Consider the following 18,815-nt stretch of genomic DNA (forward strand, 5'->3'; position numbering starts at 1 on the left):
TTCAGCCGCCCTTCAGTGCTTTATAGGCGGCGAGTGCGCGTTCGCGCGCCTTGCCGTGATCGACGATCGGCTTCGGATAGGTTTTCCCAAGCTCGACGCCCGCCTTTTTCAGGGCACTTTCCGGCGCGTCGAAGGGCTTGTGGATCCAGGCTGAATCCAGCTTCTCCAGTTCGGGCACGAAGGTGCGGACATAGGTGCCGTCGGCATCGAATTTTTCACCCTGCAGGATCGGGTTGAAGATGCGGAAGAACGGCGAGGCATCGGCGCCCGAGCCCGCCACCCATTGCCAGTTCGCCGCATTCGAGGCCGCATCCGCATCCACCAGCGTATCGCGAAACCATTCTTCCCCACGCCGCCAGTCGATCATCAGGTGCTTGATCAGGAAGGAAGCGGTGATCATGCGCACGCGGTTGTGCATCCAGCCATGCGTCCAGAGCTGCCGCATGCCGGCATCAACGATCGGGTAGCCGGTCTGGCCTCGCGTCCAAAGCGTAAAATTCTTCCGGCTTGCTCCCCAAGGGAAGGCGTCGAAACGGTCGTTCCAGTTTTTTTCCGCAAGCTGCGGGAAATGGAAATGCAGGTGGTAGCAGAATTCCCGCCACGCGAGTTCCTTGCGGAAGTGCACGACATCCTCCGCCGGCGCCTTCAGGCCGCGCGTTGCATGCCAGATCCGGGCGGGCGAGATTTCGCCCAGCGCCAGATGCGGCGACAGCATCGAGGTCGCGTCGATGGCGGGATGGTCGCGGTCCTCCTTGTAGCCCCCGATCGCGCCGTCGACGAAGCCTTCCAGCCGTTCGCGCGCCGCCTCTTCCCCCGGCGTCCAGACATCGGGGAATGCGGCCGCCCAATCCGGCTTCTTCGGCAGCAGGTCCCAGTCGGCGAGCGTCTCGGATGCCGGCGACTTGCGGGGTGAGGCCAGTTTCTCCGGCGCGTCGATCGGTTCATGCGGCTCGCCCTCCCGCTCCAGCGCCTTCCAGAATGGCGTGTAGACGCGGTAGGGCTTTTTCTCCCCTGTCATCAGGCGCGTCGGGTCGTGCAGCAACTGTCCAGCGAAGCTTTTGGCGGCAATGCCACGCCCTTTCAGCGCCGCCTTGATGTCCGTGTCGATCGCGATGCCCGCGGGATCGTGTCGGCGGTTCCAGTGAACGGCGTCAGCGCCGGTCTCTTCGATCAGATCGGCAAGCACCGCATCCGCCGCACCGCTGCGCAACACCAGCGGCGAGCCGAGCTTCTGAAGCGTCTTGCCGAGCGACGCCAGCGAATGATGCAGCCACCATTGCTGCGCACCCCCGAGCGGGCCTGTTCCGGCTTTCTCCGGCTCGCGGATGTAGAGCGTTACGATGGGGCGTCCCGTCTCCAAGGCGGCGGCGAGCGCGGCGTTGTCGTCGACGCGCAGATCCTTGCGGAACCAGACGATGACCGGATTTTCGCTCGCAGCCATCTCTTCAGCTCCTTTTCGGCAGGGGACGGGTGAGGATGAACAGCACGCTTCCCGACAGGATGAGCGCGACCGTTCCGGCGAGAAGCAGCGAGGGCTGCGTGCCGTAATAGAAGAAGCCGTAGCTCGCGACGATGAGGCAGACGGAGACGATTTTGGCGCGCGCGGAGATGGCGCCCTCCCGCCGCCAGTTCTGGAGCGGCGGGCCGAGCGTGCGGTGGTTCAGCAGCCACTGTTCGAGGCGCGGCGAGGAGCGCGAAAAACACCAGACGGCAACGAGCAGGAAAGGCGTCGTCGGGAGCAGGGGCAGGAAAGCGCCGATAATGCCGAGCGCCGTCATCAGCAGGCCGGCCAGCATGTAGAGCGAGCGCACAGGGATCCTCGTTCAAAAAAACGCGTCGCCGTTCAGATAGAGTGCTTTGCGCCCGCCTCCAAGGGGCCATCGTACCGCAACGGGTGGAACGAACATCTTCCTCGGGCATTCCTTGCGGACGGAAACAGGGCAGGGCGAGGCGAATGTTGGACGATATCGACCGTGGAGACGAGCATGCCTGGTGGACGACGCAGCGCGGCGCCTCGCCGATCGTCGGCACCGCCATCCACAATGGCCACGCCGTGCGCCAGAACCTCCTCTTGAACATGGCGCTGGACGACGACGAGCGGTTGCGCGAGGAAGACCCGTTCACGGCCGAAACCATTCGCGGCCTGGCCAATCGCATCATCTTCCACCGCTCCCGCTTCGAAATCGACCTCAACCGCGCCCGCGACGGCGCCATCTACCTGCGGCCGGAACAGGCGTGGGGCCTGAAGGTCTGGCGCGCACCACCCTCGGACGCCGAGCTTGCCGAAAGCCTCGCCGTGCACGATGCCTATTACGGCATGCTGGAAAACTATCTTCGCGGCGTTGAGGCGCAGCACGGCCGCTTCGTCGTGCTGGACATGCACAGCTACAACCACCGCCGCGCCGGCCCTTCGGCCCCGCCGACCGAAGCGAGCGATGCGCCGGAAATCAACATCGGCACCTCCTCGATGGATCGGTCCCGATGGGCGCCGGTGGTCGATGCCTTCATGAACTTCGCCGCCGATTTCGATTTTCTCGGCCGCCGGCTGGACGTGCGCGAGAACATCGCCTTCGAGGGGCGCGGCGAGCAGACGCGCTTCATCCACGAGCGTTTCCCACAAAACGGCTGCGCCATCGCCGTCGAATTCAAGAAGGTCTTCATGGACGAGTGGACGGGCGCGCCGGACTGGCAGGCGCTCGCATCCCTTCAGGCGCTCGTCGCGGGGGCGGCGCCGGTGCTCGAACGGGCGCTGCGGGAGGTCGCATGAGCCCAGCGAAGGCGGCGCGCAAGCCGCGCCAGAAGCAGGAAAAAACGCTGGTAGACGACGTGATCGAAGCGCTCGAAGCCGGCAAGCCGGTGCGCCGCGACCTCGAAGGCGGCCGCCTGCATATCGACCGGCCGCTGCCGTTCCTCTGCCTGCATGTCGGCGAGCCGGACACCCATGTCGTGGCACGCGAGGTCGCCGCCGCGAACGCCTCCTACCTCGTCACGCCGCGCATTGAGGATGCTGTAGAACTCATTGCGCCGATTGCCGCGGCGCTACGCAAGAAATTCGGCACCTTCGTGCTGCTCGACGTGGACGAGTTGCAGCGCGACCGGCTGCTGTCCGACGATGCCCCGTTCCTCCAGCCCTTCGAGGTCATGCTGTCGGCGACGCGCCAGCCTGCGGCCAGGCGGGCGATGGACGCCTTTGAGACGGCGGTAGAGGCGTTCGAGGCCCGCTTCCGCACGCCGCATGTCGAGCTTTGCGCGGCGGAGGACGATCCCTGCGCCCGGCCGGAGCTTCTGAAACTCAAGCTGCCGCTTCTGACGCTGCGCTTCGCGCCGATCTACCGCGTCACGGGATCCGATGCCACCTATCCGGACCTGCGCGAGCGGTTGGTGGACAATTTCCTCGATGCCGGCCTGCGCGCCTTCGCGGCCTTTCTGGAGGCGGACGGTTTTCCGAAACCCGCCACCTACCGGGCCTTCGGCCGCAAGGCCTTCATCGATGCGGTCGAGCGGGCAGATCGCGGCATGGACGAGGTCGCCTCCAGCTTCGATTTCCTGCTTGCCGTAACGCCGATCAACGCAAACGCCGCCTGGCAGGAATTCAAGGCGAACCACTACGACCGGCCGCCGCGTTTCCTCTACCGTCCGCTGCCCCTCCTGGTGGAGGGGCAGAAGCGCCGCCTCTATTCCATTTCGCTCGACCGGCTCGAAGACCCCGTACTGCACCAGATTTACCGGGAAAAGCAGCAGGAGCTTGACCTGCAACTGACGCTGATCGGCGAGCGGGAGAAGGCGCGTTTCGTCGAATTCGGCCGCGCGCTCTACGGCCCCGTCGAACCATCGCTGCGTAAGGCCGCCGCCGAGGTTTTCGACGGCACGGGGCATGCCAAGCGCATGCCGGCGCTCGCCAATGACGACGAGGTGGTGGATTGCTTCTATGTCGAGCGCAAGGCGCGCTCCATGATGATGCACTATCACCAGCATTATGACGGTTTCGACGCGGCGATCGAGCTGCGCGACGACGTGCCGGCCGGCCTGCTCGTGTCCGGCCGCCGCCTGCTGATTTCACGGCGCACGCGCATGATGCGCCACCGCGTCGATGCGCTGTTGAGCCACGAGGTCGGCGTGCATCTTCTCACCTATTTCAACGGCTCGGCGCAGGGCCTGCGCGTCTTCCGCACCGGCCTTTCGGGCTACGAGGGCATGCAGGAGGGGCTGGCGGTCTTCGCCGAATTCCTCGCCGGCGGCTTCACGCCGGAGCGCCTGCGGCTGCTTGCCGCCCGCGTCGTCGGCTGCGACCTGATGCTCGCCGGCGCCTCCTTCGTCGAGAGCTTTCGCACGCTGACGCAAAATTACGATTTCGACGCCGAGACCGCCTTCGGATTGCTGCTGCGCGTCTTCCGCGGCGGGGGGCTCGCCAAGGACGCAATCTATCTGCGCGGCCTGCTCTCGCTGCTGAGCCACCTGAAGGGCGGCGGCGCGCTCGATCCGTTCTGGATGGGCAAGATTTCGGCAGGCCATTTCAGCGTGATGGAGGAACTCGGCGCCCGCGGCCTGCTGAAGGCGCCGATCCTGCGGCCACTCTGTCTCGAAACCGATCGCGGGCGCGCAAGGCTGGAGCGCGCCCGTGCCGGACTGACACCCCTGACAATGCTCGAAGCTTGAGGAGAGCAACCATGCGTATCGCCTTTTTCGTCAATTCCATCGAGGGGGAAACCCCGACCTATACCACAACCGGCCTTGCCATGGCCGCGCTCGGGCGCGGGCATGAGATCTGCTACGTGACGCCGGGCGATTTCGTGCTCAGGGCGGATGACAGCCTGTCGGTGCGCGGCCGCGTGCTGCCGGGAAAACGCTACAAGAAGGCGGAGAGTTTTCACGCGGCCCTTCAGGGCGAGGACGCGGCCATCGAGACGATGGACACGAGCGATGTCGACGTGCTGTTCCTGCGCAACGACCCGTCGCTCGATGCCGACGACCGGCCCTGGGCGGCCCATGTCGGCGCAATGTTCGGCCGGCTTGCGGCGGCGCGCGGCACCATCGTCGTCAACGATCCGGATGGCCTATCGCTGGCGCAGAACAAGCTCTATTTCCAGGGTTTTCCGCGCGCCGTGCGGCCAGAAACGCTGATTTCCAAGAGCATCGACGAAATCCGCGCCTTCATCGACGGCCACAAGGAGGGCGTCATCATGAAGCCGCTGCAGGGCTCCGGCGGCAAAAACGTCTTCAAGATCGGCTCGCCCGACGAGGCGAACCTCAACCAGATCTTCGAGGCCGTCAGCGGCGAGGGCTACCTCATCGCGCAGAACTACCTGCCGGCTGCGACCGAAGGCGACATCCGGCTCTTCCTGATGAACGGCCGGCCATTGGAGCGCGACGGGAAATATGCCGCGATCCGCCGGGTGCCAGCGAAGGGCGAGGTGCGGTCGAACATCCACGCGGCCGGCACGGCGGTCTCCGTCGAAATCACGCCGGAAATCCTTGCGATTGCGGACATGGTTCGGCCGAAACTCGTCGAGGACGGCATGTTCCTCGTCGGCCTCGATATCGTCGGCGACAAGATTCTGGAGATCAACGTCTTCACGCCGGGCGGCCTCAACGTGATGTTCGATCTCTACGACATCGATTTTGCCGACAGCATCATTGCCGCGCTGGAGCAGAAGGTCGCGCAGCGCGACGCCTATGCGGGCGCGATCACCAACCGGACGCTGGCGACCCTCTGAAACCGCTCAGATCGGCTTGCTGTTCGCCGCGCCCTTGGCCGATTTCGCTTTTGCGACGGCCTTGGCGGCGACCGGCTTTTCGGCGCCGGCATCCGCCTTCTTCTTCGGCTTGGCCTCGGATTTCTTCGTCTGCGCCTTCTTGGAGATCTCGATCAGCGGCTTTTTCGCACTGGCCGGCTTGGGATCCTCGGCAAGCGCCACGCGCTCGAACTCGTCGCGCTCGCGCGCGGCCTGTTCCCAATGTTCGGCGTCCTGGCCATGCGGCCGGCCGGCCTCTTCCCAGATCGCATAGGCTCGCTTGCTGATCCATTCCAAACGCACATCCGACATCGCTAATCCCCGTTCAAGAGTTGCCCGTTCAAGGGTTGACTGACGCCATGCCGCCGATGTGCCGCGCAGGATGTGCAGGCAGGACCGGGACACGGAACTCGCTGGAGGGCCGGGAGCGTTCGACCGGCAGGTCCAGATATTCGGCGCACCATACGCTCCGGGGTAAGGCCCTTCTTGGAGCAGGTCTGCTTCATGCGATTCGCAAGGCTAGAATGCGCCGAAAGCGACAGGGCATCAAGCCGAGCCGGCCGCGGCATCCTGGCCTTCAGCCCGCATGGTAAGGAAAATCATGCCCCGGGTTGCGGCAAATCGGCGTAATTTTGGAAAAGTTTCATGCTGGCGGGTGGACAGTGTCGATCCCGCCAACGTATTGTCCGGATGAGAGAATATTCAACGCGGACGACGAAATCGAGAGGCAGGGCGTTTGGCAGCAACAGGGCAACAGCATCGACCGGTTCGTCGGGCTTTCCGCCTTTTCTGCGCCACGTTCACCTGTCTTTTGCTGTTGATATCCACGCTGTCCGCACCTTCTGCCGTCAGCGCCAGCTCGAAACTGCTTCGTTACGGCACGCAGAAGACTTTTGGTCATCCATCTGCACTTGCCGACCTGGAGTGCCGCAAGCGCCCCGTCGCCGGCAAGGTCACGCCGCTTGACGGCGGCGACGGCATCGGCTGTCCGCCGGCGCAAGGCGTTTTGCACCTGGCGGACGCGGACGTCGCTGTCGCCATCGTTCCGCAGTGCCGCTGCGGCAGCGGTCGCATCGAAACGCGCGGGGCCCGTGCCCCTCCGTTCCATTTCGCCTGACGACCGCTTCGATCGTCCCGTCGATCGCGCGCGGTCTTCCCGATGTCGCCGGCATGCCGGCGTAAGAAGCTCTGACGTAAAGCGATCGATTTAAACGATGACAGGTGAAATGATTCTGGTCCTGCTGGTCTGCCTTCCCTTCGCGGGAAGCCTCGCCGCGACCATTCTGCTGCGGACGGATTCGCGGGTGCTCGCGGCGCGCATGGCGGGCGTCGTCGCCTTCGCCGGCTTCGTCATGACGGCCGTGCTCTACCCCGCGGTACGCGACGGCGGCAAGGTCCGCGTCGATCTGCAATGGCTGCCGCAGCTCGGCCTGAACGTCACGCTGCGCATGGACGGTTTCGCCTGGCTCTTCGCCATGCTCGTCACCGGCATCGGCTGCCTCGTCGTGCTTTATGCGCGGTATTACATGTCGGAAGAGGACCCGGTCCCGCGCTTCTTCTCGTTCCTGCTCGCCTTCATGGGCTCGATGCTCGGCATCGTTCTGTCGGGCAACATCATCCTGCTCTCGGTGTTCTGGGAGCTCACCAGCATCTTCTCCTTCCTCCTGATCAGCTACTGGCATCACAATGCCGCCGCGCGTGACGGCGCGCGCATGGCGCTGACGATCACCGGCATCGGCGGCTTCTGCCTGCTCGCCGGCCTCATCGTGCTCGGCCACATCGCCGGCAGCTACGACCTCGATGTGGTGCTGGCGGCCGGCGACAAGATCAAGGCGCATCCACTCTACCTGACGGCGCTGGTGCTGATCCTCATCGGCGCCCTGACCAAGAGCGCGCAGGTACCCTTTCATTTCTGGCTGCCAAATGCCATGGCCGCACCGACGCCGGTCTCGGCCTACCTGCATTCCGCGACCATGGTGAAGGCCGGCGTCTTCCTTCTGGTGCGCTTCTGGCCGCCGCTGTCGGGCACGTATGAATGGTTCATGCTGCTCGGCATTGCCGGCATCAGCACGCTGATCCTCGGCGCCTATTTCGCGATGTTCCAGCAGGATCTGAAGGGCCTGCTCGCCTATTCCACGATCAGCCATCTCGGCCTCATCACGACGCTGCTGAGCCTCGGCAGCCCGCTCGCCGCGGTGGCGGCGATCTTCCACATGGTCAACCACGCCACCTTCAAGGCCTCGCTCTTCATGGCCGCCGGCATCATCGACCACGAGACCGGCACGCGCGACATGCGACGATTAAGCGGGCTCTTCAAATACCTGCCGATCACCGGCACGCTCGCCATGGTGGCGAGTGCGGCGATGGCCGGGGTGCCACTCCTTAACGGCTTCATCTCCAAGGAGATGTTTTTCGCGGAAGCCGTTGAAACGCATGCCGATTCCGTGCTTGACCGCATCCTGCCCTTTGTCGCGACGCTGGCCGGCGCCTTCTCCGTCGCCTATTCGCTGCGCTTCATCCACATGGTGTTCTTCGGCCCGCCGCCCGTCGACCTGCCGAAGCCCAAGCCGCACGAGCCGCCGCACTGGATGCGCTTCCCGATCGAGTTCCTGGTGCTCGCCTGCCTCGTCGTCGGCATCATCCCGAGCCTGTCGATCGGCCCGTTCCTGCATTCCGCCGTCGTCTCCGTGCTGGGCGAGCGCACACCGGACTACAGCCTCGCCGTCTGGCACGGCATCAACACGCCGCTGATCATGAGCATGATCGCGCTCATCGGCGGTGCGGCGCTCTACGCTGTGCTGAAGGACTACCTCGCCAAATGCGATGACGGGCCGCCGCTGTTCCGTCATCTCGGCGGCCAGCGCATCTTCGAGCGCGTGCTGGTGACGGTGTCGTGGAAATGGGCGCGCTGGCTGGAAAGCCACCTCGGCACGCGCAATCTCCAGCCGCAACTGCGCCTCGTCGCGGCCGCCGGCCTGCTTGCCGGCGTGGTGCCGCTCTATCTCGCCGGCTTCACGCCAAAGCCGCCGGAATTCGGCGATGTCGACCCGATCTTCGCCGCCGTCTGGTGCGTCGGCGCCTTCTGCGCGCTCGCCGCCGCCTACCAGGCGAAGTATCACCGGCTTGCAGCCCTCGTCCTGCTCGGCGGTGCCGGCATCACCACCTGCATCACCTTCGTCTGGCTGTCGGCGCCCGACCTCGCCATCACCCAGCTTTTGGTCGAAATCGTCACGACAGTCCTGCTGCTGCTCGGCCTGCGCTGGCTGCCCAAGCGCTCGGAAAAGGTCGACAACTCCGTGTCGCTCGCCGCGCGCAGCCGCCGTTTCCGCGATTTCCTGCTGGCGATCTCCTGCGGCTTCGGCATGTTCATCTTCTCCTACGCCATCATGAAACAGCCGGTGCCGGACGCGATCGCCAGCTACTTCCTCGAAAAGGCCTATACGGAAGGTGGCGGGCGCAATGTCGTCAACGTCATCCTCGTCGACTTCCGCGGCTTCGACACGATGGGCGAGATCGCGGTGCTCGCGATCGTCGCACTGACGGTCTTCGCGCTGCTGCGTCGTTTCCGTCCCGCAGCCGACAGCATCGAGAAGCCGGAGCAGCAGCGCATCCAGAACGCCTATGACGCGGAACGGCCCGAGCGCTCGGCCGGCGACACGGTGCGTGACTACCTGCTCGTGCCCTCGGTCATCATGCAGTGGATGTTCCCGGTCGTCATTACCTTCTCGGTCTATCTCTTCCTGCGCGGCCATGACCTGCCGGGCGGCGGTTTTGCCGCCGGCATCACCATGGCGATCGCCTTCCTGCTGCAATATCTGGCGGGCGGCGTGCGCTGGGCGGAGGACCGGCTGCGCATCCTGCCGCTGCGCTGGATGGGCTTCGGCCTGCTTCTGGCGGCCGCGACCGGCATCGGCGCCTGGTTCCTGGGCTATCCGTTCCTGACATCCCATTCGCAATATATCGAGGTGGCGTTCATCGGAAAGGTGCCGGCGGCGACCGCGCTGCTGTTCGATCTCGGCGTCTTCTCGCTCGTCGTCGGCGCGACGGTACTCATTCTCATCGCGCTCGCCCACCAATCCATACGCACGCATCGGGTCCGCAATCTCGACGCCACAAAGGCGGAGGAAGCCTGATGGAACTCGTTCTCGCAATCGGCATCGGCGTCATGACCGGCTCGGGCGTCTGGCTCATCCTGCGCCCGCGCACCTACCAGGTCATCATCGGCCTGTCGCTGCTCTCCTATGCCGTCAACTTGTTCATCTTCGGGGTCGGCGGGGTGAAGTCCAATGCCGCGCCGCTGCTCGGCGAGGGCGTCGACATCTCGACGCTCACCGATCCGGTGCCGCACGCCCTGGTGCTGACCGCCATCGTCATCGGTTTTGCCACGACGGCGCTCTTCCTCGTCGTGCTGCTCGCCGCACGCGGCCTCACCGGCACCGACCATGTCGACGGCAGGGAGCAGCCGAAATGAGCGGCTGGCAGCAACACCTCATCATCGCGCCGATCCTCATCCCGCTGGTCGCCGGCGCGCTCCTCCTGTTTTTCGACGAGCGCGAGCGTGTGGTCAAAGCGATGATCAGCGTGGTCTCGTGCCTGGCACTCGCCGCCGTCGCCATCACGCTGTTCCGGCTGGCAAATAGCGGCAGCGGCGAAGGCGGCTTCGAGGGCGTCTACCTGCTCGGCAACTGGCCGGCCCCCTTCGGCATCGTGCTGGTGGTCGACCGCCTCTCGGCGCTGATGCTGGTGCTCACCTCGATCCTCGCCATTCCGGCGCTGGTTTTCGCGCTCGCCCGCTGGCATGCGGCCGGTGCGCATTTCCACACGCTGTTCCAGCTCCTGCTGATGGGCCTCAACGGCGCGTTCCTCACCGGCGACCTGTTCAACCTCTTCGTCTTCTTCGAGGTGATGCTCGCCGCTTCCTACGGCCTGCTGATGCACGGCTCCGGTTCCATGCGCGTCAAGGCCGGCATGCACTATATCGCGGTCAACCTCGCAGCCGCCCTCTGCTTCCTGATCGGCGTCAGCGCCATTTACGGCTCTGCCGGCACGCTCAACATGGCGGATCTCGCCGTGCGCATCGGCGAGATCGAGGGCGAGCGGCGCATGCTGCTGGAGGCGGGCGCCGGCATCCTTGGCATCGTCTTCCTCATCAAGGCCGGGATGTGGCCGCTGAACTTCTGGCTGCCGGGCGCCTACAGCGCCGCGACCGCGCCCGTCGCCGGTATCTTCGCCATAATGAGCAAGGTCGGCATCTACGTCATCCTGCGCCTGTCGCTGCTGGTCTTCGGGCAGGGCGAATCCGCCGGCCTCGGCCTCAACGTGCTGCTCTATGGCGGCATGGCGACCATCGCCTTCGGCACGATCGGCGTGCTCGCCTCACAGGCGCTCGGGCGGCTTGCGAGCTATTCGGTGCTCGTCTCCTCCGGCACGCTGCTTGCGGTGCTCGGCCTCAGCAACGGGCAGGTCACGGCCGGCGCGCTGTTCTACATGGTCAGCTCGACCATGACGATCTGCGCCTTCTTCATGCTGATCGAGCTGGTGGAACGCGGGCAGGATGCCGGCGCCTCGGTTCTCGCCGTCACCATGGAAGCCTATGGCGATGCGGACGAGGAGGAGCGGGAGGTCGAGGTCGGCATTACCATGCCGGGGACGATCGCCGTGCTCGGCATCTGCTTTGCCGCCTGCGGCATCCTGCTGTCCGGCCTGCCGCCGCTCTCCGGCTTCGTCGCGAAATTCGCCATGCTCACCGGCATGATCGGCATGAATGCCCAGGAAGGACCAATCGCCGCCTCCGTCTGGTGGATCGTCGGCCTGCTCATCCTGTCGGGCCTCGCGGCGCTCATCTCGATGACCCGCGCCGGCATCCGCACCTTCTGGGCGTCGATGGAAGGCACCGTGCCGCGCGTGCTCGTCATGGAAATGGCGCCGGTCATGCTGCTGATCGCGCTGACGCTGACGCTGACGATCAAGGCCGGCCCGGCGATGACCTATATGGAGGAGACGGTGCGCAACCTGCAGCAGCCGGCCACCTATATCGACGCCGTCATCAACGCGCGCCGCGCCGGCGTGGCGGAGGCGAGCGGGCCGGACGGCGGGGGAGGGCTCTGACATGCTGCCCTATCCGCTCCTCAGCGCCTCGCTCGTCCTCATGTGGCTGGCCCTCAACGGCTTCACGATCGGCCAGCTCATCCTCGGCTGCATCGTCGCCGTGCTCGCCTCCTGGGGCATGGCGTCGCTCCGGCCCGCTAAGCCGCGCCTGAACAAATGGTATCTGCTACCGAAACTCGTCGGCATCGTGCTCTACGATATCCTGCGCTCGAACATCGCCGTCGCCTCGATCTTGCTGACGGGCGGCAAGCGCAGCCACAAGTCCGGCTTCATGACCGTGCCGCTTGACCTGGAGAACCCGACCGCGCTCGCCGTGCTCGCCGTGGTGGTGACGAGCACGCCGGGCACGGCCTGGCTCGAATACAATTCCCTGAACAGGACCGTGCTGATCCACGTACTCGACCTCGTCGACGAGGAGGAATGGCGGGTGCTGATCAAGACGCGCTACGAAGCGCTGCTGATGGAGATTTTCGAATGAGCCACATGATCCTCGCCTGGTCCGTCACCATCGCGCAAATCATGCTGGCGCTTGCCATGGCGCTCGCGGCGATCCGCATGTCGCGGGGGCCACGCGCGCAGGATCGCGTGCTGGCGCTCGATACGCTCTATGTCAACTCGATGCTGCTGCTGATGGTCTTCGGCATCCGCACCGGCAAGGTCATCTATTTCGAGGCGTCGCTGGTCATCGGCATGCTCGGCTTCGTCGCCACGGTAGCGCTCGCCAAATTCCTGATGCGCGGGGAGGTGGTCGAATGAGCACGATCGAACATGCGGGCGACCTGCCGGCCTGGGCCGCACTCGCCGTCTCCTTCTTCCTCGTCGTGGGCGCAGGCGTCACGCTGATCGGCACGATCGGCTTCACCCGCCTGCCGACCTTCTACGAACGCATCCATGCGCCCACACTCGGCACGAGCTGGGGCACGGGCGGCATCGTCATGGCCTCGATGATCTTCTTCACCGTGCTCTCCACGCGGCTCGTCGTGCATGAAATCCTGATCGGCATCTTCGTGACGGTCACCACGCCGGTGACGCTGATGCTGCTCGCCCGCGCGGCGCTCCACCGCGACCGGGCGGAGGGCAATCCGGAGGTGCCGGCCGAAGCGCCGGTCGAGCCCGCCGACGAAGCGGAGCAGCCCGCACCGGCCGAGTAGCAGCCGGAGGGTCTCAAGCCGTCAGTGCTGGTCCAGCGCGCGCGTGAGCGTGAGCGCCGCAATCGTGCAGATCGCGCCCGAGATCAGGTAGCCGCCGATGAAGATGATGCCGAAGCTGCTGGCGAGGCCGAGGGCCACGAGCGGCGCGAAGCCGGCGCCGAGAAGCCAGGCGAGGTCGGAGGTGAGGGCAGCACCGGTATAGCGGTAATATTGCGTGAAGCGCGAGGAGACGGCGCCGGAGGACTGGCCGAAGGTGAGGCCGAGGATGAAGAAGCCGATCAGGATATAGGCATCCTGGCCCTTTCCGCCGGCATCGAGCAGGAACGGCGCGGAAAAACTGAAGATCGCGATCAGGATGGCGCCGAGCATCAGCTCGTTGCGCCGGCCGATGCGGTCGGCGATGAAGCCGGACAGCACGATGCCGACGGCGCCGAGTGCCGCACCCGCAACCTGCACCCACAGGAACTGCGCCGCCGACTGGCCGCCGAAGAGCGTGATCCAGGAGAGCGGGAAGATGGTGACGAGGTGGAACATCGCGAAGCTTGCGAGCGGCACGAAGGCGCCGAGCACCACGTCCATGCTGTGTTTGCTGAGCATCTCGAAGATCGGCCGGGCCTGCAACTCCTGCGCCTCCATCGCCGCGCCGAATTCCTTGCTGGCGACGATGCGCAGGCGCGCGAAGAGCGCCACGACGTTGATCGCGAAGGCGACGAAGAACGGATAACGCCAGCCCCAGGCGAGGAAATCGGCCTCGGAAAGGCTGGAGACCATGTAGCCGAAGAGGATGCTCGCCAGCGCAAAGCCGATCGGCGCGCCGAGCTGCGGGATCATCGCATACCAGCCGCGGCGATTCGGCGGCGCGCTGAGGTTCAACAGCGAGGCGAGGCCATCCCACGCGCCGCCCAGCGCAAAACCCTGGCCCAGCCGGAACAGCGCCAGCAGCGCCACGGCCCAATATCCGAGCGTCTCGTAGCCGGGCAGGAAGGCGATCGACGCGGTCGAGCCGCCGAGGATCACCAGCGCGACCGTCAGCTTGGTGCCGCGGCCATAGTTGCGGTCGATCCACATAAAGACGAAGGAGCCCACAGGGCGCGAGAGAAAGGCCAGCGGGAACAGCGCGAAGGACATCAGGGTCGCGGCGACCGGATTGGGCGCGAAGGGGAAGATGAGCTTCGGGAAGACGAGGATGGAGCCGAGGCCGTAGACGAAGAAGTCGAAAAATTCCGAGGTTCGGCCGATCACCACGCCGATGGCGACGCTGCCCGGCGACAGCGGCTTGTCGTCGTCGTGCATGCGGCGGGCGTCTCGCTCGAGACCGGACGATGTGGGGTTGCTGGCCGAGCTCATGAACTTCTCCACGGGGATTTGCGTCATGTCGTTAGAATGTTGACCAATCGGCGCCCGATATCAAGGACAAGACGCAGAAAGCCCGCGAGCCGGCCTCAATTGACAACAAACATTTCTATTGGGCTAGTACAAACGCGCATCGACAGAAAGCCCCAACTTCACTAGCCTACTGCGACAGAATGCTGCGCTGCGACGAACGACCTCATTTTCAAGCGTGGCCGCACCCGCCTATTGCCGACTAGACAGAACACAAGTTGAGGCCGAAATGCCGAAGCCATTCAGTTTAGCCAGACGATCGCTCCTATTCACGCTGATGCTCGCGACGCTTTCGGGGTGCAACATGGTCGTCATGTCGCCCTCCGGCGATATCGCGGCGCAGCAGCGGGACCTGATCGTCATTTCGACCTTTTTGATGCTGATCATCATCATTCCCGTCATCTGCCTGACGCTCTATTTCGCCTGGCATTACCGCCAGTCCAACACGGCCGCCAAGTACGATCCGGAATGGCACCACTCGACGGGCCTCGAAGTCATCATCTGGTCGGCGCCGCTTGCCATCATCATCGCGCTCGGCGCAATCACCTGGGTCAGCACCCACAAACTCGACCCCTATCGTCCGCTCGACCGGATCGATGCGGCGCGGCCGGTCACCGAACAGGTGAAGCCGATCAATGTCGAAGTCGTGGCGCTCGACTGGAAGTGGCTGTTCTTCTATCCGGACTACGGCATCGCCACGGTCAACGAAATGGCGGCCCCCGTCGACGTGCCGATCAATTTCAAGCTCACCGCCTCGTCGGTGATGAACTCGTTCTACGTGCCGGCGCTCGCCGGCATGATCTACACCATGCCGGGCATGCAGACCCGGCTGCACGCCGTCATCAACAAGCCGGGCGAATATGAAGGCCTGTCGTCCAACTACAGCGGCGACGGTTTTTCGCACATGCGCTTCAAGTTCCACGGCGTCGACCAGGCTGGCTTCGACGCCTGGGTCGCCCGGGTGAAGCAGAACGGCACGATGCTCAACCGCGACGCCTACCTGAAGCTCGAAAAGCCGAGCATCAAGGAGCCGGTCCGCTACTACGCCACCGTCGAGGACGGGCTCTACGAGGCCGTGCTCAACATGTGCGCACGCCCCGGCCAGATGTGCATGAAAGACATGATGCATATCGACATGATGGGCGGCGCCGGCGTCGAGAGCCATGAGAACCGGGCAAAGCTGGAGCACGACAATCGCCATGCGGCAGAGGAGACGCCCGGCGCCACCTTCCCGGAAACCGGCAACCCCGCGCGCAGCGAAGAGCCGGCAGAGGGCGTCGAGGAACGGCAGGAGGAGCCGGCCACGATGAACCACGACATGCACAAGATGTAACGGGACCTCACCGCGCTCGCCGGTTCTGGCGGGCGCCGAGAGACCTCACGAGCCCTGGGGCTCGCATTCGAAAGATATTGGACAACCCATGTTCGGTGACATCAGCCTCACGCAATTCATCTTCGGACGGCTTACCTGGGAGGCGATCCCCTATCACGAGCCCATCCTCGTCGTGACCTTCGCGGTCGTGGCGCTGGGCGGCATCGCGCTCCTCGGCCTCATCACGAAGTTCAAGCTCTGGGGCTATCTCTGGCACGAGTGGTTCACCAGCGTCGATCACAAGAAGATCGGCATCATGTACATCATCCTGGCGATCGTCATGCTTCTGCGCGGTTTTGCCGATGCGATCATGATGCGCATCCAGCAGGCGATCGCCTTCAACGGCAACGAGGGTTACCTCAACCCGCATCACTACGACCAGATCTTCACCGCACATGGCGTGATCATGATCTTCTTCGTGGCGATGCCCTTCGTCACCGGCTTCATGAACTATGTCGTGCCGCTCCAGATCGGTGCCCGCGACGTCTCCTTCCCCTTCCTCAACAACTTCTCCTTCTGGATGACGACGGGCGGCGCGATCATCGTGATGATGTCGCTCTTCGTCGGGGAATTCGCGCGCACCGGCTGGCTCGCCTATCCGCCGCTCTCGGGCGTGGACTACAGTCCCGGCGTCGGCGTGGATTATTACATCTGGGGCCTGCAGGTGGCGGGCGTCGGGACCACGCTCTCCGGCATCAACCTGATCGCGACTATCGTGAAGATGCGCGCCCCCGGCATGACCTTCATGAAGATGCCGGTCTTCACCTGGACCTCGCTCTGCACCAACATCCTGATCGTCGCGACCTTCCCGATCCTGACCGCGACGCTCGCCCTGCTGTCGCTCGACCGTTACGTTGGCACGAACTTCTTCACCAACGACCTCGGCGGCAATCCGATGATGTATATCAACCTCATCTGGATCTGGGGCCATCCGGAGGTCTACATCCTCGTGCTGCCGGCCTTCGGCATCTTCTCCGAGGTGGTCGCCACCTTCTGCGGCAAGCGCCTCTTCGGCTATGCCTCCATGGTCTACGCCACCTGCGTGATCATGATCCTCTCCTACATCGTGTGGCTGCACCACTTCTTCACGATGGGCTCGGGCGCCTCGGTCAACGCCTTCTTCGGCATCACCACGATGATCATCTCGATCCCGACGGGAGCGAAGATGTTCAACTGGCTCTTCACCATGTATCGCGGCCGCATCCGCTACGAGGTGCCAATGCTGTGGACGGTCGGCTTCATGATCACCTTCGTCATCGGCGGCATGACCGGCGTGATGCTGGCAATTCCGCCGGCCGACTTCGTGCTGCACAATTCGCTGTTCCTGATCGCCCACTTCCACAACGTCATCATCGGCGGCGTGCTGTTCGGGCTGATGGCGGGCCTCGTCTACTGGTGGCCGAAGGCCTTCGGCTACAAGCTCGATCCGTTCTGGGGCAAGATGACCTTCTGGTTCTGGCAGATCGGCTTCTTCTTTGCCTTCATGCCGCTCTACGTGCTCGGCCTGATGGGCGTCACCCGCCGCGTCAGCCAGTTCGAGGACCCGTCCCTGCAGATCTGGTTCATCATCGCCGCCTTCGGCGCCGGCCTGATCGCGCTCGGCATCGGCTCCTTCATCGTCCAGCTGGTGGTGAGCTACCTCCGGCGCGACGAGCTGCGCGTGATCTCGGGCGATCCGTGGGATGGCCGCACGCTCGAATGGTCGACGTCCTCGCCACCGCCGGACTACAACTTCGCCTTCACGCCCGTCGTGCACGACCATGACAGCTGGTACGACATGAAGAGCCGTGGCTACGAGCGTCCGCTCGAAGGCTTCAAGCCGATCCACATGCCGAAGAACACCGGCACGGGCGTCATCCTCGCCGGCATCAGCGTCGTGCTCGCCTTCGCGATGATCTGGTACATGTGGTGGCTGGTCGCCGTGTCCTTCATCGGCATCATCGCGGTGTCGATCGCCCATACGTTCAACTACAATCGCGATTTCTTCATCCCCGCCGAAACGGTGGCGGCGACGGAAGACGCGCGTTCCAAGCTGCTTCAAGAACGGACCTGAGCCATGAGCGCGACCCAAGTCCAGCAAACCGACGAAAAGCCGCAGTTCTACCTGACGGAAGACCATCACCCGGAAAACAGCACCATGCTGGGTTTCTGGCTCTACCTGATGAGCGACTGCCTGATCTTCGCCGTGCTCTTCGCCACGCACGGCGTGCTCGGCCGCAACTATGCGGCCGGTCCGTCGCCGGCCGATCTCTTCGACCTCAACATCGTCGCGATCAACACGGCGATGCTGCTGCTTTCCTCCATCACCTACGGCTTCGCCATGCTCCAGATGGAGCGCAACGCCAAGATGGAGACGCTGGTCTGGCTCGGCATCACCGGCGTGCTCGGCGCGATCTTCCTGGCGCTGGAAATCTATGAATTCTACCACTTGATCCACGAGGGCGCCGGCCCGACGCGCTCGGCCTTCCTGTCGTCCTTCTTCACGCTCGTCGGCACGCACGGCCTGCATGTCACCTTCGGCATCATCTGGCTGATCACGCTGATGGTGCAGGTGGGCAGGCACGGGCTGATCCCGGAAAACCGCCGCCGCCTGATGTGCCTGTCGATGTTCTGGCACTTCCTCGACGTCATCTGGATCGGCGTCTTCTCCTTCGTCTACCTCCTGGGAGTGATCGGATGAGCCCGAACCACGAAAGCGCCGCTGATACCCATCACGCCCATAGCCACGGACACGATGCCGGCCACGGCTCGTTCAAGGGCTACATGACGGGCTTCATCCTGTCGGTGATCCTGACGGCCATTCCCTTCTGGCTCGTCATGGCCGGCGTGCTGGACAGCAAGCTGCTCACCGCCGTCATCGTCATGGGCATCGGCGTCGTGCAGATCGTCGTGCACATGGTCTATTTCCTGCACATGAACCCGCGCTCGGAAGGCGGCTGGACCATGATGGCGCTGATCTTCACGCTGATCATCGTCGGCATCGCGCTCGCCGGTTCCCTCTGGGTTATGCATCACCTCAACCAGAACATGATGCCGATGACCCATGAGATGATGAAGAACATGCCCTGA

The 18,815-nt window shown here is 64.4% G+C and carries 18 protein-coding genes; 14 read left to right on the forward strand and 4 right to left on the reverse strand.

Going from position 1 to position 18,815, the window contains the following annotated elements; translation table 11 throughout:
• Position 1: 1 nt before the first annotated feature.
• Both J2Y63_RS10225 and J2Y63_RS10230 read right to left on the reverse strand, forming a co-directional pair.
• The gene (locus J2Y63_RS10225) at positions 2–1,441 is read right to left on the reverse strand and encodes a cryptochrome/photolyase family protein (protein ID WP_435265998.1); all 1,440 of its coding nucleotides are present in this window, start codon (positions 1,439–1,441) and stop codon (positions 2–4) included.
• A 4-nt stretch (positions 1,442–1,445) separates the two neighbouring features.
• Positions 1,446–1,811, reverse strand: coding sequence for a YbaN family protein (locus J2Y63_RS10230; protein WP_435265999.1), 366 nt, complete (start codon positions 1,809–1,811; stop codon positions 1,446–1,448).
• 143 nt (positions 1,812–1,954) lie between these two features.
• Between J2Y63_RS10230 and J2Y63_RS10235 the strand changes: the two genes are divergently transcribed.
• From J2Y63_RS10235 to J2Y63_RS10245, 3 genes are read left to right on the forward strand one after another with little or no spacing between them, the layout of a single operon-like run.
• On the forward strand, positions 1,955–2,767 hold the full coding sequence (locus J2Y63_RS10235) for an N-formylglutamate amidohydrolase (RefSeq protein ID WP_435266000.1): 813 nt from the start codon (positions 1,955–1,957) through the stop codon (positions 2,765–2,767).
• Complete coding sequence (locus tag J2Y63_RS10240; RefSeq protein WP_435266001.1) at positions 2,764–4,656, forward strand: flavohemoglobin expression-modulating QEGLA motif protein; 1,893 nt, start codon at positions 2,764–2,766, stop codon at positions 4,654–4,656. Before J2Y63_RS10235 ends, J2Y63_RS10240 begins: the two co-directional genes overlap by 4 nt.
• A gap of 11 nt (positions 4,657–4,667) precedes the next feature.
• Entirely contained in the window at positions 4,668–5,714 is a 1,047-nt protein-coding gene (locus J2Y63_RS10245; protein WP_435266002.1) for a glutathione synthase, read from the forward strand.
• Between the two features lie 6 nt (positions 5,715–5,720).
• Here J2Y63_RS10245 and J2Y63_RS10250 read toward each other — a convergent pair whose 3' ends face one another.
• Positions 5,721–6,044 carry a DUF2934 domain-containing protein gene (locus tag J2Y63_RS10250; RefSeq protein WP_256116845.1) on the reverse strand — a complete coding sequence of 108 codons (324 nt, stop codon included), beginning with the start codon at positions 6,042–6,044 and terminating at the stop codon, positions 5,721–5,723.
• Between the two features lie 424 nt (positions 6,045–6,468).
• Here J2Y63_RS10250 and J2Y63_RS10255 point away from each other — a divergent pair, with 424 nt between their 5' ends.
• The 7 genes from J2Y63_RS10255 (at position 6,469) to mnhG (ending at position 12,991) form a co-directional block, all read left to right on the forward strand.
• Positions 6,469–6,849 (forward strand): hypothetical protein, encoded by a 381-nt coding sequence (locus J2Y63_RS10255; protein ID WP_435266003.1) that lies wholly within the window; start codon positions 6,469–6,471, stop codon positions 6,847–6,849.
• Positions 6,850–6,946: 97 nt separating this feature from the next.
• Positions 6,947–9,865 (forward strand): monovalent cation/H+ antiporter subunit A, encoded by a 2,919-nt coding sequence (locus J2Y63_RS10260; RefSeq protein ID WP_435266004.1) that lies wholly within the window; start codon positions 6,947–6,949, stop codon positions 9,863–9,865.
• On the forward strand, positions 9,865–10,203 hold the full coding sequence (locus J2Y63_RS10265; protein ID WP_435266005.1) for a Na+/H+ antiporter subunit C: 339 nt from the start codon (positions 9,865–9,867) through the stop codon (positions 10,201–10,203). The genes J2Y63_RS10260 and J2Y63_RS10265 overlap by 1 nt, the downstream gene beginning before the upstream one ends.
• A complete protein-coding gene (locus tag J2Y63_RS10270; RefSeq protein WP_435266006.1) occupies positions 10,200–11,840 on the forward strand; it encodes a monovalent cation/H+ antiporter subunit D in 1,641 nt (546 codons plus the stop codon). Before J2Y63_RS10265 ends, J2Y63_RS10270 begins: the two co-directional genes overlap by 4 nt.
• Before the next feature lies 1 nt (position 11,841).
• Positions 11,842–12,318: a Na+/H+ antiporter subunit E gene (locus J2Y63_RS10275; protein ID WP_435266007.1), complete on the forward strand. Its 477-nt coding sequence runs from the start codon at positions 11,842–11,844 to the stop codon at positions 12,316–12,318.
• Complete coding sequence (locus J2Y63_RS10280; protein WP_256116839.1) at positions 12,315–12,596, forward strand: K+/H+ antiporter subunit F; 282 nt, start codon at positions 12,315–12,317, stop codon at positions 12,594–12,596. Before J2Y63_RS10275 ends, J2Y63_RS10280 begins: the two co-directional genes overlap by 4 nt.
• A complete protein-coding gene (gene mnhG / locus J2Y63_RS10285) occupies positions 12,593–12,991 on the forward strand; it encodes a monovalent cation/H(+) antiporter subunit G (RefSeq protein ID WP_435266008.1) in 399 nt (132 codons plus the stop codon). Before J2Y63_RS10280 ends, mnhG begins: the two co-directional genes overlap by 4 nt.
• A 21-nt stretch (positions 12,992–13,012) precedes the next feature.
• Here mnhG and J2Y63_RS10290 read toward each other — a convergent pair whose 3' ends face one another.
• Positions 13,013–14,338, reverse strand: coding sequence for an MFS transporter (locus J2Y63_RS10290; RefSeq protein ID WP_256116838.1), 1,326 nt, complete (start codon positions 14,336–14,338; stop codon positions 13,013–13,015).
• A gap of 313 nt (positions 14,339–14,651) precedes the next feature.
• Between J2Y63_RS10290 and cyoA the strand changes: the two genes are divergently transcribed.
• The 4 genes from cyoA to cyoD all read left to right on the forward strand — a co-directional run bounded on the left by cyoA (position 14,652) and on the right by cyoD (position 18,815).
• On the forward strand, positions 14,652–15,707 hold the full coding sequence (cyoA, locus tag J2Y63_RS10295; RefSeq protein ID WP_435266078.1) for a ubiquinol oxidase subunit II: 1,056 nt from the start codon (positions 14,652–14,654) through the stop codon (positions 15,705–15,707).
• Between the two features lie 88 nt (positions 15,708–15,795).
• Entirely contained in the window at positions 15,796–17,799 is a 2,004-nt protein-coding gene (cyoB, locus tag J2Y63_RS10300; protein ID WP_435266009.1) for a cytochrome o ubiquinol oxidase subunit I, read from the forward strand.
• A 3-nt stretch (positions 17,800–17,802) separates the two neighbouring features.
• On the forward strand, positions 17,803–18,426 hold the full coding sequence (gene cyoC, locus J2Y63_RS10305) for a cytochrome o ubiquinol oxidase subunit III (protein WP_435266010.1): 624 nt from the start codon (positions 17,803–17,805) through the stop codon (positions 18,424–18,426).
• Complete coding sequence (gene cyoD, locus J2Y63_RS10310; RefSeq protein ID WP_256116834.1) at positions 18,423–18,815, forward strand: cytochrome o ubiquinol oxidase subunit IV; 393 nt, start codon at positions 18,423–18,425, stop codon at positions 18,813–18,815. Before cyoC ends, cyoD begins: the two co-directional genes overlap by 4 nt.

It is taken from the genome of Shinella sp. BE166 (assembly GCF_051201095.1).
Taxonomy (GTDB): domain Bacteria; phylum Pseudomonadota; class Alphaproteobacteria; order Rhizobiales; family Rhizobiaceae; genus Shinella; species Shinella lacus.